The sequence below is a fragment of the Bergeyella zoohelcum ATCC 43767 genome (assembly GCF_000301075.1).
Classification (GTDB): Bacteria; Bacteroidota; Bacteroidia; order Flavobacteriales; family Weeksellaceae; genus Bergeyella; species Bergeyella zoohelcum.
The window spans coordinates 1,141,982-1,156,713 of record NZ_JH932293.1 but is presented as its reverse complement, the minus strand read 5'-3'; the positions used below and the strand labels follow the sequence as shown (position 1 = coordinate 1,156,713).

The window sequence follows — 14,732 nt, the reverse complement described above, 5'->3', positions numbered from 1 at the left end:
ATGGACTTAAAAAGCATATATGATAAATTAAAAGAAAAATGCTCTATTGAGTATAAAATCAATGAGGTAATTCCTTTCTTATACCCATACAGAGAGTTGAAAATTAATGCTTTGGTAAATAAATCTCCTGAAAAATCTCTTCAACAGATTTATTCAGTTTTGCTCCGTACAGTTAAAATAGGATACAATACAGAAAAAGATTTGATACAATTTCTAGGGCTAACTAAAGATGATTTTATTATTCGTGAACTTTACAATCTTAGAAAAAAAGGTTTCCTTGATTTAATTTCAGACAAATGGCTAATAACTCCACAAGGTGAAAAATTTTTACAAGATACAACCATTTTGAAATCAATAGAAAAGGAAGAATTTTCTTTTCTATTGGATGTTTTCACGAACAAAATTATATCAAGAAAGAATATAAAAACATCTGCCAACTCGGAAGAATATAAAAGATTGGATCCTAAATTCGATTTTAGCCACAAAGATGTGAAAATGTTGGAAGAAAAGAGTCAGCAACTTCAAGATGTATATAAAGAAGAACATTTAGAAGAATCTTATTTGGTTGATTATGAAAAAGAAGAAATACTTTTTGACAAAAAAGTATTCGGAAAGTTTATAATGGTGGAATACAAACCCAACAATAACAATGAAAACGACCCATTTATTGAAGTTAGAAATAATGACAATGACCTTTCATTAAATAAAGAATTAACCAAATCACTACAAGAAGAATATCCCACTATAGTTTATCAACTATCTGATTCTGATAGAAATGTAATAGCCGAAATTCAAGAAGAGGAACCAGAATTAATTGCTTCTTTTCAGGAAAAAGTTACTGATAACGATTTAGTTTCTGAATTGTCTATTTGGGAAACTCAAAGTAAATTTAAGGAGGCATTAAAAACAGCCAAAAAACAACTTTTAATTGAGAGCCCTTGGATAAAAAAGGCAACACTTAATTACTTAAATGATATAGAAAACTTGTTGAAAAATAAAGTCGAAGTCATCATTCTTTACGGAATCAAAGATAATGATGAACATCATTATGAAGTGATTAAGAAATTAGAAAAGTTGAAAGAAAAATATTTTAACCTATTCAAAATGATTCATTTACCTTCTCATTTTGAGAAAATTGGAGAAAGAAGATTAGTAGGAACGCATCGTAAATTAGTCATTAAAGATGATGATTATTATATACAAGGAAGCTTTAACTTTCTGTCTTTTAACAAGAAAGAAGGAGAAAAAGTGGCGAATGAATCAAGTATATTAGTGAAAGAGAATGTACAAGGAAAAAGAAAAAATGTCTTGGTAGAATATAAATTACCGTAGCAGAATTTTGAATATATTTGTAACATTTCAGAAAGTGGTTCATCTTATTATAAAAACAACGAAATCATTTATGACAACAAAAACTACCCTTACAATGCTGATTTTAGGAATGCAATTTTCCTATGGGCAAGTAATTTTTAATACGGACAAAAACAGTTTGGAAATCAAAACCGATAAAAAAATTAGTACTTGGAATTGGGCTTCCGATAAAGAAAAAATCAAAGAAATAGAAACCACCAAAAAGAAAATAAAAATCACTCTATCCGATGGAAAAAAACAACAAACCATCGGTCTCGAAAGAAATATTCCTACAGATATCTGGTTTATAAACGCTCAAAACGATACCCTCCGTACCCAAATAAAAGCAGTAGCCCCCAATATTACTTTTTCTAAAAAATATGTTCAGAAACATCAAGGAAAAACCTTTGTAGCCATTCCTGAGGTGAGCGAACTGGTCAATATCCTCATGGCACTACACAGCGATGCGGAAAAAGACTCTAATATGTTTGATACACAGACCGATTATTTCAAGCGTATCAAAAAACATTTTGCCCCATACCTCAAGCATCCGGCTATGGATACCATTCACAAGTATATTACCAAGGTAGCACTGAATGAGTCTAATGAATATATGTTTCCTATTAAGGATTATTACTATTATTACGGTCTGAAGATGAATGCTTGTGCCTATGAATTTGACAAAAAAGGAAACATCGTCAATAGTGGTAATATAAAACAATTGGCAAAAGGATGGACTGCTTTTGACCCCATGAAAGATGCGAAAGTTTTTGCAGATTTTGCCCAAAAATCAAATTTCAGACAATTTTATAAAGACAATCAAAGCTATTACAATCAACTAATTTCTGATTACAAGCGTCTAAATCCTATTCAAAAAATGCAAAACTGGTTGGATGCAAAATTTGGTTTCGGATACGGCTCGTATATGGTTTATTTTTCACCATTGGTTCAGGGAGCTCATTCCACGGTTCGCTATGAAGACAACGGACTTTCGCAAACTTTTATGTTTATCTGCAAAGCCGAAGACGATCAAGGGCTTTCGCCCATTCAAAATGAAATCAAGCAAGGGCGTGTGGTTTTTACCGAGATAGACCACAATTATGTAAATCCGCTTTCAGACACAATGATAGAAGATATAAACAAGGTTTTTGCAGATCGCGAAACATGGGCAAAAAGTGAAATTACCACAGCTTATAACAACGCATATAAGGTTTTCAATGAGTATATGACTTTTGCAGTGTACAGCCTGTATCTTTGGGACAATTATTCAGAAGAAGAAGTTTTGGGATTCTTGCCATCAATGGAAGCACAAATGGAACAAGACCGAGGATTCAATCGGTTTAAAGTTTTTAACAGAGCTTTACTCACAAAATACAAAGAAAATCCTAACATAAGCATGAAAGATTTGTACCAATACATATTAAAAGAATCTGAAAAAATGTAATTTTAAGGAGCGGAACTGCCCGTTCCTTTTTTTGGGATTCCCTTTATACTAATTAATGAACGGTAAATTTTCATATCTTTGTAAAAATTAAAAAAATGAGTAATAAACCGATTACGGAATTTGTTGAAAAATATTTTCTACATTTCAATGCTGCAGCTCTTGTAGATGCTTCTAAGGGCTATGTGGCACACCTGAAAGATGGTGGAAAAATGATGATTACCCTTGCAGGAGCCATGTCCACGGCAGAACTGGGAAAAATACTGGCAGAAATGATTCGTCAGGATAAGGTGGACATCATCTCTTGTACGGGAGCGAATTTAGAGGAAGATTTAATGAACCTCGTAGCTCATTCTCACTATAAAAGAGTACCACACTACCGTGATTTGACCCCACAAGATGAATGGGATTTATTAGAAAAAGGGCTTAACCGTGTTACCGATACTTGTATCCCAGAAGAGGAAGCTTTCAGAAGACTCCAAAAACATATCTACGAAATTTGGAAAGATGCTGATGTCAAAGGGGAAAGGTACTTCCCACATGAATATATGTATAAAATGCTTCTCTCGGGTGTATTAGAGCAATACTATGAAATCCCGAAAGAAAACTCATGGATGTTGGCTGCTGCCGAAAAAAACTTACCTATCGTGGTACCTGGGTGGGAAGATTCTACTATGGGAAATATCTTCGCCAGCTATTGCATCAAAGGGGAGCTGAAGCCTTCTACCATGAAATCAGGAATTGAGTATATGACTTTCTTGGCAGATTGGTATAGAAATAATTGCGGAGGTAAAGGCGTAGGTTTCTTCCAAATCGGGGGAGGTATTGCAGGAGATTTCCCTATCTGCGTAGTACCTATGCTCTACCAAGATTTAGAAATGCACGATGTACCTTTCTGGTCTTATTTCTGCCAAATCTCAGACTCTACTACTTCTTACGGTTCATATTCGGGAGCAGTACCAAATGAGAAAATCACTTGGGGTAAGTTAGACATTACTACACCGAAATTCATTGTGGAATCTGATGCTACCATCTGTGCACCGCTCATGTTTACCTATGTTTTAGAAAATTCTTAAAAACGATAGAATTCATTAAAAAAGTAGGCTGCCCATTTAGGCAGCCTATTTTATTACAGCGAAGTGGCATGATGAATAAACTCCTCCACCTTCATCTCTGTCTGTTCACCAGTAAGGAGATTTTTTACCGCAACGGATGCCGTAGCCATCTCTTTTTCACCAATGAAAATAATATGGCGTATTCCTTTTTTCTCTGCATAGGCAAACTGTTTTTTCAGCTTTGCTGCTTCAGGATACAGCTCTGCAGAGATGCCTTTATTTCTTAGTTGCATGATTATTTGAGATGCATAGAGGGCTTCTTTTTCTCCATAATTGGCAAAAATATATTTCACATTAGCTTCGGTATGACTTGGGAAAAGCCCCAGCTCCTCCATCACTAAGTAAATACGGTCTAGCCCAAAGGAAATACCTATACCAGGAATATTTTTCACCCCAAAAACTTCGGTAAGGTTATCATACCTTCCTCCTCCCCCAATGGAGCCTATCTGTACCCCTTTTGCTTTGACTTCAAATATGGCTCCTGTATAATAATCGAGTCCACGGGCAAGGGTAATATCTAATTTTAATTGCTCCGCAGAGATGCCTAACTCTAAACATTGTTTTAGGACAAACGATACTTCATCTACTCCCTCTCGTCCTATCTCTATATCCGAGAATTTTTCTTTGAGAAGTGCCAAAGTAGCCAAATCATCTCTTTCAGTATCAAAAAGAAAATCCAGTTTTTGTATCGCGGCATCAGAGATTCCTTTTGCTCTCATTTCTTGGATGACTCCTTCTTTACCTATTTTATCCAACTTATCGAGTGCCACAGTGAAATCAATAAGTTGTGTAGAAATATCTGCATACGCTGCAAGTCCCGAAAGAATTTTTCTATTATTAAGATGTACCACCACAGGAACATTGAGCTCAGAAAAAGATTTTAAATACAGCTGCACCAGTTCTATTTCCTGCCAAATGCTTTCACTGCCCACCACATCGGCATCACACTGATAAAATTCTCTAAATCGCCCTTTCTGAGGTCTATCGGCACGCCAAACAGGCTGAATCTGATAGCGTTTATAAGGAAAATTAAGCTGTCCGTGATGCATGGCTACAAATCGGGCAAAAGGTACGGTAAGGTCATACCGCAATGCTTTATCCGAAATTTTAGGCGTTAATTTCTTTGCATTTTTCTCCGCAAGCTCTTCTTCGGAAATTTTGTTTAAAAAATCTCCAGAGTTTAAGATTTTAAATATGAGCCTATCTCCCTCTTCTCCATACTTCCCCGTGAGTGTAGAAAGGTTTTCAAAGCTGGGCGTTTCTAAAGGCTGAAAGCCAAAAAGCTCAAAATTTTTCTGTAAAATATGGATAATATATCTTCTACGGGCTACTTCTAAGGCCGTAAAATCTCGTGTTCCTTTCGCTAAACTGGGTTTCATTTTATTTATTTTTTATGTAAAAAAACTTTTCTTTGAAATACTGATTTTCATATTCAAAAAAGCTACCCCTTATCTGTATCAGGTGTAGCTTTTTTTGTTTTATCCTTTCTTTAATTGATTGAACTTAAAGTAAGAAGCTATCGCCAAGATGAACATTCCTGCCGTACCTAAATATACCCAAAGAGGTACAGGGATAGGGTCCCCCGCCGCATAGGAATGCAATCCACTGAGATAGTAATTTACCCCGAAATAAGTCATAATCACCGAGGAAATGGCAAACATACTTGCTGTGTGGTATGCCCAGTTACCTCTAAGTCCTGGCACTAATCTCATGTGAAGAACAAAAGCATAAACCATTACAGAGATGAACGCCCAAGTTTCTTTTGGATCCCAGCTCCAGTATCTTCCCCAAGATTCATTTGCCCATATTCCTCCTAAAAATGTACCCACAGTAAGTGCATACAGCCCTATGGTGAGAGACATTTCAGAAACAATGGTCAGCTCCTTAATGGTGGTAGTATAATGCTTCTTAAAAATGGTTTTACCACTGATGATATAAAAAAGTAAACAGATTACCGCAATGACAAAGGAAAGCCCAAAGAAACCATAAGAGGCGGTAATAATCGCTACATGGATAATGAGCCAATATGATTTAAGCACTGGTACCAAAGGCGTAATCTGAGGATTCAAAGCAGACCCTCCATGTGCAAAGCCCATCATGATTACCGCTACCAAGAAACCAGCAGCAGGAATCAAAGCATTGGAGTTTCTGTACAATGCCATACCGGCCGTAATCCCTACCCATGAGATAAAAATAATAGCTTCATAACCATTGCTCCACGGTGCATGCCCAGAGATGTACCACCTCCCGATTAAGCCCAAAAGCTGAGCAAACCACCCTACCATTCCAAGGACAATGAGCGATTGGATGATGTATTTTATCCATTTTTTAGATTGAAATAAATCCACGAATCCTAAAACCACCAAAAATGTCCCGATGATGGCATAAAAAACAAGAAGAATATAATTAATATTCAAATTATTAAGTAAAACCTCCAGCTGAATTTGATTTTCTGAAGGAACTACCGTTTTTCCCCATTTCTTTTGGTAATCGGAAAGGATTTTCAGCTGTTCATTCGCTTTATCCCATTTCCCCGATTGCTGTGCGAAGACTACTTCCGCAAAATAAGGCCCCATTACTTTTTGGCTTTCCATATCAGGCTCCATATTTTGGTCTAGCCAAGAGTGCCAAGTATGGTTAGGGTCATTCTTCACGGGAACGATACGCATGTATTGCCCACTGAAAAGCCCATTAAAGGCTTGTACTCTATCATTCAGCTCTATTACGGCTTGGTCATAGGTAGATTGTTCTGCAGGTTTTTTAGCAAAAGCCGTTTGGTAATCTTCTTCAAGGATGTATTTCATATTTCCATGAGCATCCACTGGGAATAGGTTCATGAGGCTGGTATAGCCATCGGCATTGGTTTTTGCTTTTTTTCTTAGTGCATCTCCTCCTTTATTGATTTTTATAAAAGGAACCATCGCCCAAGAGGCTGCATCGGTATTGGCAGAAAGGAAAAACTGTTCAGCAGTAAGCACATTTCCATTACTTGCCTTGATTTTATCCCCTTTATGCAGTCTTCTGAGGATATCTAGTGCCTGTGTATTTATGGGAACTATTCGTCCTTCAATATTTTGTACCAAAAGATAACCAAACTGTTTGGCATGTTCCTTAGATATTTTAGTACGAGCAACAATTTCATCAATGGAGATTTCTCTCATCTTTGGCATCATCTGCCCTACCGTTTTAGTTTCCTCTTTAGGAGCATCCTCATGATGTTCTCCTTGATGTACGGTACCATCTGCATGCGTATGTGTTTTGTTAGTTCCACTTCCGTCATCTGTACCATGTGTTTCTATGGTTTGAGCCGAAGCCGTAATGGAAAATAAAAATGCCAATAGCAATGCTGTATTTCTCTTATTGAGTTTTTTAAGACTCTCATTGAGCTTACTGAAGTGCGTACCTTTCCAAAAGAAAATCATAAACATGGAGGTAAACAATAAAAAGTAACCAATGTAAGTAACAAGCGTTCCCCAATAATCATGGTTTACAGAGAGGTGTGTCCCTTGTCTATCAGGGTCAAAGCCTGCCTGGAAGAAACGATATCCCTTATGGTCTAATACATTATTCATATAAATCTTGTACGGTGTTTCTTTTCCTTCATCTATGATTTTCACATGACTTTCGTAGGCACTCGGTGCGGTAGAGCCAGGATAAGTTTCCATAACGAAGTCCTCCAGTTTAATTTCAAAAGGTGTATTATAAATTTTTGGGCCAAAACCTACCATGATATTGAGACCATCCAGCGTAATTTGTTTGAATAAATTCGGGTTTCCTTTCTCTACAGGAAGTTCTACAATATGTTTGGTCTTAGAGCCTTGCAGTTCAATCGTAAGTGCATCTGGAAGTGCCTTATCCTTATTTTTATCGCCTTCAAACTGCTTTATTGTTCCTCTTTTTAATCCCTCAGGTACTACAATTCTAATATCATTAATGGTGTAAAGACTTCTAAGTGAAAGTGGCTGATAATCATCTTTTTTAGTAGCTCCTTTTTGTTGAGTAGCCATCACCATATACTCTGCATCCACAGGTGTTTTGATAAAGAGGTTTCCATTTTCATTTTTAAATTCTATGGCTCCCTCTATTGGTCTGTTATAAGAAACCAAAGTCCCTTGAATAGATTTTGTTTCACCTGGTTTCAGGAAATAATTGATTCTCCCATTCTCTCCCGCAGTAACAAAGTGCAGATACTCCAAACCGTTTTCATCGGCAATGAGGCTGTCTTTTTTTCTTTGCACAAAATCCAAAGTTTTCACTACTATTTTTTTACCTCTAAAATCATAGGTAGCGTTAAAATTTTTGTGTACAGGAGACATCATGTACGGTACATCTTGGAAAGCGAGTACATCTCCTTTCTCTTCGATTTGAATTTTGAAGAAATTTTTATCCGTAATGATTTCGTTAGAGGATTGCCCTTCTCTGATGAGCATCAGCCCTTCAAAACTGATATAGCGAGTAATGGCTCCACCAATGAACATAAAGACGAAAGCTAGGTGAAAGACCATAATAGGCCATTTCTGCTTAGTCCAAAGCCTATAGCGAACGATGTTCCCTATAAAATTGAGTATCAATAAGAACATCACCATCTCAAACCAAAAAGCCTCATATATCAGTGCTTTGGCAGCAGGCGTTCCGTAGTCATTTTCTAAGAAAGTAGCATAGCCCATTGCTACAGCGTAGATGACCATAAGGACAGCCATGGTACGGGTAGAAATGAGCAGATTTTGAAGTTTTTTCATGAGGATGATAGTGTTTTTAGTCGTTATTCAGCTGTTCTATTTCAAAACCTTTGCTTTTCACCATATCCATTACTTCTTGAGGAACGATTTCGCCTTCTACGGTAAGAATTTTATTCGGATTTTCCGTATCTACATTCCATTTTGAAATATTTTCGGCGTTATCAAAATCATTTTGAACTTTAGTTACACATCCTCCACAATTAAGATTGGTTTTGAAGGTCATTTTTTTATTTTCCATATTGTTTTATTTTTCTTTTTTTGCTTCGTTCCAGTATTCGTCCATTTCCTGAAGGCTCAGTTCAGTAATGGAAGTACCCTTTTCTTTAGCTTTTTGTTCTATATATTGAAATCTTTGGATGAATTTCAGGTTGGTTCGTTCTAATGCTTCATCAGGATTGAGGTTTAACAGCCTTGCATAGTTAATGATAGAGAACAGCACATCTCCCAGTTCATCATTTTTATTCTGAGGATTTTCCGCATTACGGAACTCTTTCATCTCTTCTTCTACTTTTTGCCAAGCCTCCTCTGTGGTAGGAAAATCAAAGCCTACGCCTCTGGCTTTTTCCTGAATCCTCGTGGCTTTTATCATGCTGGGCAATCCCTTAGAAACGCCCGAAAGTACTGAGTCATTTCCCTCTTTTAGTTTGAGTTTTTCCCAGTTTTCTTTCACTTCTTTCTCATCTGCCACTTCCACATCACCATAGATATGCGGATGCCTAAAAATCAATTTTTCATTCAGTGATTCAATGACATCAGCGACATCAAATGCCTGTTTTTCTGAAGCGATTTTAGCGTAAAAAACCAAATGAAGCAGCACATCACCTATCTCTTTTTTGATTTCCTCCAAATCTTTTTTCAGGATGCCATCAGAAAGTTCATAAACTTCTTCCAAGGTAAGATATCGGAGAGATTCCATGGTTTGCTTTTTATCCCAAGGGCATTTTTCTCTCAGCTCATCCATGATGTCTAGCAATTTTGAAAATGCTTGTAGCTGTCTTTCTCTGTTCATAAAATCTTTTATTACCAAAGCGAAACCATTTCCGTTACTTCCACATCATAACCACTCACTACAGGTTTAAGGTCTGGATTTTGAGTAATTACCTTAAATTTATTGATTCCCAAATATTTTAATATCTGCGTACCAATTCCATAATCTCTAAAATTAGAAGCCAAGGTAGCTCTTTGTGCTGCTCCCTCTTGAAAATCAATAAACTGCTGTAGCTTTCTCATGGTATTTTCTTCTGTGGAAACATTATTAATAAAAACGATGGCTCCTTTTCCTTCTTCATCAATCATTTGAGCAATCCTTTCCAGCTGTGGCTTTTCACCAGAGGTTAATCTACTCAAGACATCAAAATACGCATTAGAAGTCTGCACCCTTACTAAAACGGGTTCATCTGCTGTCCATGTTCCTTTGGTAAGTGCAAAATGAATTTGGCTCGTTCCTTCTTCTTTGAATGCAAAAAAATCAAACTCCCCGTAGAAAGTTTTTACTTTTCTTTGTTCTATTTTCTCTATCAGGTCTCCTTTTTGGAGCTGATAATGGATTAAATCTTCAATAGAAACAATTTTCAAGTCGAGCTTTTTTGCCAGTTCCACCAGCTGTGGTAGCCTTGCCATGGTACCATCATCATTCATAATCTCACAAATTACGCCTCCTTCTTTAAGCCCTGCTAAACGAGTAAGGTCTATGGCAGCTTCAGTATGTCCTGCTCTTTTCAGTACACCTCCTTTCTTGGCTCTGAGCGGGAAGATATGACCAGGACGCATAAAATCTGTAGGTTTGGTATTTTCATCCATCAGTGCAAGGATAGTTTTGGCTCTATCACTTGCAGAGATTCCTGTAGATACTCCATCTCCTAAAAGGTCAATAGACACGGTAAATGCGGTCTCTTTGGGGTCACTACTCCGAGTCACCATAGCGTCTAGCCCTAGTTCATCACATCTTTTTTCTGGAAGTGGTGTACATATCAGTCCTCTTCCGTGGATGGTCATAAAATTAATAATTTCAGGAGTGGTAAGTTCAGCAGCAGAAAGGAAATCTCCTTCATTTTCTCTATTTTCATCATCTACTACGATGATGATTTTTCCATTTTTTAAATCCTCAATGGCTTCAGGAATTGTATTGAGTTTTATTTCAGACATGATTTAATTTAGATATTGGACAAAGGTACGGATATTTTATCTTATTTTTGCTTTTGTATGAAGGCAAAAAAGAACAGCAGCACCCGAAAAAAAAGGCAAAAGGTAAGAAAGAAAAATTTCCTGCTAAAGCGTTATGTATTACTTTTAGTTTTCGGACTTGCTCTCTTGGTAACAGGGCTGTATATGAAGCAGAAAATCAGCTATTTTTACGCTTTATATTTCAATAAATTTCAGCATAAAGTACTCAAAAACTCCCCTGCCGAAGAAAAAAGAATAGAAAAAATAGTAACCCAATACGCAGATAACGCCTTTGGAATAGACATTTCTCATTATCAAGAAATCAAAGACATTCAATGGGATTCTCTATCCATCGGTCACCGAACCATACCACTTTCATTTGTAGTGATGAGGGCATCTATGGGGAATAAAAGTAAGGATAAAAATTTTAAGCATTTTTGGAAACAGGCGAGGAAACATCAGCTCATCCGTGGTGCCTATCATTTTTACAGACCCGACCAAGATCCTGTACTTCAGGCAAATAATTTCTTAGAAAGCGTACAACTAGAGAAAGGTGATTTGGTACCAGTATTAGACATAGAGAAAAGCCCAATAAAGATAACGCAGGAAAAACTCATAGAAAACCTCAAAATTTGGCTGAAAATAGTAGAAGAAAAATACGATAAAAAAACCATTATCTACACCTATTACCATTACCATAAAGATTATCTAGAAGGAAACTTTGATGAATATCCACTATGGCTGGCAAATTACAACGATGTCCCTGAACCCTCTCCCAATTCTGACTGGAAAATATGGCAATTTACAGAAAAAGGCATTGTCTATGGTATCAATACCAAAGTAGATTTGAATGTAGTAAATGGAGGAAAAAGCGTTCTAAAAAAACTAATGGTGGAATAATTTCCACCATTTTTTTACACTTTTCTCACTTCGTCTAATAACTGTTCTAGCTTCATGCCTCGGGAACCTTTCAGTAACACATGTCCTTGTAATAATGGATTCGTAGCCAGATATTGTGCTAATTCTTGTGTTTTTTCAAAGGATTTTTCATGATTAATTTCCATAAAAAACTTTCCAACGGTATAAATTTCATCAATACCTAAACCTTTTGCGAATTGATAAATTTTCTTATGCTCCTCATGACTTACCTCTCCCAGTTCTAGCATATCTCCGAGAATGGCAATTTTATACCCTTCAAAATCTTTAAAATTTTTCAGTGATAATTCCATAGAACTCGGATTGGCATTATAAGTATCTACTACGATATTATACGCTCCTCTTTTCTCTATCTGAGAACGCATATTACTAGGAAAATAATTGGTAATTCCTTGTTGGATTTTTTCTAATTCTACCTCAAAATGGAGCCCTAGAGCAACAGCGGCACAAAGGTTAGTATAATTATACACCCCTGTAAGCTGAGACCATATATCCCTATTTTTGTAACGAACACCTACTCTATGTGCCTGAACAATTTCCTCAAAGCCATAATTTACCGTATGTAGCCACTCATTACCAAAAGAAATTTTTGGGGAATATCCTTTTGCTTTTTCCACCTGAATTTCATCCTCAGCATTTACCAAAATGGTCTTCTGATGGGCCATGAGATACGAATACATTTCTGATTTGCCTTTAATTACTCCTTCAAAGCCACCAAACCCCTCCAAATGGGCTTTCCCGAAATTAGTAATATATCCATAATCAGGCTGAGCGATTTCACATAGTAATGCTATTTCTTGCTGATGATTGGCTCCCATTTCCACGATGGCCATTTCATGTTTCTCATTGATACTAAGAAGAGTAAGTGGCACCCCAATATGGTTATTGAGATTCCCTAGTGTATATTGAACATTAAATTTCTGAGATAACACCGCATGAATGAGTTCTTTGGTAGTCGTTTTTCCATTGCTCCCTGTAAGTGCTATGATGGGAATACTGAGCTGCTGACGGTGGTATTTCGCCAAGTTTTGTAAAGTCTGAAGTGTAGAGGGAACATAGTAAATATTCTGCTGTACATCGGCAAAATTTTCATCTTCTACAATAACTGCTAAGGCACCATTTTGCACGGCTTCATGTGCTAATGTTGCTGCATTAAAATTTTCTCCCGAAAAGGCAAAAAACAGCTCACCTCCCTGAATTTTTCTACTGTCAATAGTTACAGCAGAAGACTTTTTATAAAGTGCGTAAAGTTCATCCAAAGTTATCATTTTTCAAAAATAAAAAATCCTTCCCGAATAGGGAAGGATAAAAGCTATTTTTATCAAAATTATCTTCTCGTACGCTTACCAGTATCTCTTGCATCCTGAGCCACACGGAAACCAATCCATCTGTACCCATTATTTTGACCTTTATAGCGTCTTTGTCCTGGGTCTAGCCAATATGCGGTATCTTGCCAAGAGCCACCTTTCACCACTCGGATTTCGTTAGATATAGCAGAAGACCTCTTCGTTTCGTCTTTTTGCATCACCACTCTACCTCTTGCATCTACAAAGAATTCTTTTCTTGGACTATTATACATACTATATCCTTTATCTTCTGCTTCCTCTCCTCCTGATCTATAGTTCAGTGAAGAGCGTCTATCTCCATCTCTAAAGTTACTATAATTGGCTACCGTTTCTCTATCAAACTGACCTGGTAAATTTCTATAAAGAAGTCTTCCGTCTGCTAGAGTATCATATTTAATATCACCAGCTTCTACCTTTTTCATGGTACCATCTCCATTTCTCAAGATACGCTGAGGAGCATTTCCACGGAAATAGTTAAAGTCTGAGTAATCTGTATCAATGATAGGTCTGTAAACATCTGCCGTCCATTCAGATACATTTCCATACATTCCATAAATTCCAAGGTCATTGGCAGGGTATTTTTTCACATCAGAAGTGTATGCAGAACCGTCATTTTTCCATCCTGCTGTACCTGAATAGTCTCCAGCTCCTTGCTTAAAGTTTTGCAAGTACATTCCTTGGTTTCCACCTCTCTTCGCTCTTAGCTTGTTAGTGTATGGGTTTTTTCCTTTATAGTTATTATAATTTCTATCTTTAGACATTCCGAGAGCTGCAAATTCCCATTCTGCTTCTGTAGGAAGTCTGAATTTTTGTACCATTGGTGCACCTGGAGATTTATTTGCAGCGATGAGTCTTTGGTTTGCATTTCTCATTCCCATTTGCTGCTGCTCTCTTCTTTCATTAATATAAGCACGAATCTCTGGGTCATTCGCACGGAATTTATCCAAATTAAAAGATGCACCACCAAGATTTAATGATTCATCTTTATACAAATCTTTAGTAAGAACCCCTGCATCCATTAATGCTTTTTCATTTGCTCTATCCGTAAGCCATTCACAGTATTTATTGGCTTGGCTCCAGCTTACCCCTACTACTGGGTAATAGTCAAACTCTGGAGAGCGGAAATAAGTTTCAGAAAAATCATTTCTAGACAGTTTATTATCCCATAATAGAGTATCTGGCAATGCTCCGTTATATATTTCACGGAAATTAGGGTCAGAAGGTGGGAATACATACTTTAACCAAGTAAGATACTCTCTATACTCATAGTTGGTAATTTCAGTTTCTCCTATGAAGAAAGAACTTACCGTCATACGCCTTGGTGTATTATTCCAGTCTTTCATGACATCATCTTTCACTTGTCCCATTGTAAAGGTACCTCCCTCTACATAGACCATCCCTGGCCACCCTTTCATTTTTTGAGACTTCCCTGTAAAGAACCAACCTCTAGAGTCATTTGGTTTCCAACCAGTTTTACTCACAAAACTTTTGGTACCGCCACCATTATTTCCTCCACAGCTAGTAAGTGCCAAAGTAGAACCGAGGGCTAGTAATGAAAACAACTTGAGTTTTTTCATAGTGCTTATAATTGTTTCTTAGCTACAAAGAAATAATTTTTTATTCAAATAATCAAATAATGTGA

Annotated in this window: 11 protein-coding genes; 4 read left to right on the top strand and 7 right to left on the bottom strand. The window is 36.8% G+C overall.

Annotated features, from left to right (window positions below; genetic code table 11):
- The 3 genes from HMPREF9699_RS05280 (at position 1) to HMPREF9699_RS05270 (ending at position 3,867) form a co-directional block, all read left to right on the top strand.
- A complete protein-coding gene (locus tag HMPREF9699_RS05280; RefSeq protein ID WP_002663020.1) occupies positions 1 to 1,332 on the top strand; it encodes a phospholipase D-like domain-containing protein in 1,332 nt (443 codons plus the stop codon).
- A gap of 70 nt (positions 1,333 to 1,402) precedes the next feature.
- Complete coding sequence (locus tag HMPREF9699_RS05275) at positions 1,403 to 2,794, top strand: DUF4932 domain-containing protein (RefSeq protein ID WP_002663018.1); 1,392 nt, start codon at positions 1,403 to 1,405, stop codon at positions 2,792 to 2,794.
- A gap of 95 nt (positions 2,795 to 2,889) precedes the next feature.
- Positions 2,890 to 3,867 carry a deoxyhypusine synthase family protein gene (locus tag HMPREF9699_RS05270; RefSeq protein ID WP_002663017.1) on the top strand — a complete coding sequence of 326 codons (978 nt, stop codon included), beginning with the start codon at positions 2,890 to 2,892 and terminating at the stop codon, positions 3,865 to 3,867.
- A gap of 53 nt (positions 3,868 to 3,920) precedes the next feature.
- Here HMPREF9699_RS05270 and hisS read toward each other — a convergent pair whose 3' ends face one another.
- The 5 genes from hisS to ribB all read right to left on the bottom strand — a co-directional run bounded on the left by hisS (position 3,921) and on the right by ribB (position 10,790).
- Positions 3,921 to 5,285, bottom strand: coding sequence for a histidine--tRNA ligase (gene hisS / locus HMPREF9699_RS05265; RefSeq protein ID WP_002663013.1), 1,365 nt, complete (start codon positions 5,283 to 5,285; stop codon positions 3,921 to 3,923).
- 99 nt (positions 5,286 to 5,384) lie between these two features.
- Positions 5,385 to 8,645 (bottom strand): cytochrome c biogenesis protein CcsA, encoded by a 3,261-nt coding sequence (gene ccsA, locus HMPREF9699_RS05260; protein ID WP_002663011.1) that lies wholly within the window; start codon positions 8,643 to 8,645, stop codon positions 5,385 to 5,387.
- Positions 8,646 to 8,661: 16 nt separating this feature from the next.
- The gene (locus HMPREF9699_RS05255) at positions 8,662 to 8,883 is read right to left on the bottom strand and encodes a heavy-metal-associated domain-containing protein (RefSeq protein ID WP_002663009.1); all 222 of its coding nucleotides are present in this window, start codon (positions 8,881 to 8,883) and stop codon (positions 8,662 to 8,664) included.
- Positions 8,884 to 8,889: 6 nt separating this feature from the next.
- Positions 8,890 to 9,654, bottom strand: a complete 765-nt coding sequence (gene mazG, locus HMPREF9699_RS05250) for a nucleoside triphosphate pyrophosphohydrolase (RefSeq protein WP_002663007.1) — start codon at positions 9,652 to 9,654, stop codon at positions 8,890 to 8,892.
- A gap of 11 nt (positions 9,655 to 9,665) precedes the next feature.
- Positions 9,666 to 10,790 carry a 3,4-dihydroxy-2-butanone-4-phosphate synthase gene (ribB, locus tag HMPREF9699_RS05245; RefSeq protein ID WP_002663006.1) on the bottom strand — a complete coding sequence of 375 codons (1,125 nt, stop codon included), beginning with the start codon at positions 10,788 to 10,790 and terminating at the stop codon, positions 9,666 to 9,668.
- A 57-nt stretch (positions 10,791 to 10,847) separates the two neighbouring features.
- Here ribB and HMPREF9699_RS05240 point away from each other — a divergent pair, with 57 nt between their 5' ends.
- Complete coding sequence (locus tag HMPREF9699_RS05240) at positions 10,848 to 11,708, top strand: glycoside hydrolase family 25 protein (protein ID WP_034985653.1); 861 nt, start codon at positions 10,848 to 10,850, stop codon at positions 11,706 to 11,708.
- Between the two features lie 14 nt (positions 11,709 to 11,722).
- On the opposite strand, the gene HMPREF9699_RS05235 is transcribed toward HMPREF9699_RS05240, so the two are convergent.
- Both HMPREF9699_RS05235 and gldJ read right to left on the bottom strand, forming a co-directional pair.
- The gene (locus HMPREF9699_RS05235) at positions 11,723 to 13,012 is read right to left on the bottom strand and encodes a UDP-N-acetylmuramoyl-tripeptide--D-alanyl-D-alanine ligase (protein WP_002663004.1); all 1,290 of its coding nucleotides are present in this window, start codon (positions 13,010 to 13,012) and stop codon (positions 11,723 to 11,725) included.
- 59 nt (positions 13,013 to 13,071) lie between these two features.
- Positions 13,072 to 14,667 carry a gliding motility lipoprotein GldJ gene (gene gldJ, locus HMPREF9699_RS05230; RefSeq protein WP_002663003.1) on the bottom strand — a complete coding sequence of 532 codons (1,596 nt, stop codon included), beginning with the start codon at positions 14,665 to 14,667 and terminating at the stop codon, positions 13,072 to 13,074.
- Between the last annotated feature and the right edge of the window lie 65 nt (positions 14,668 to 14,732).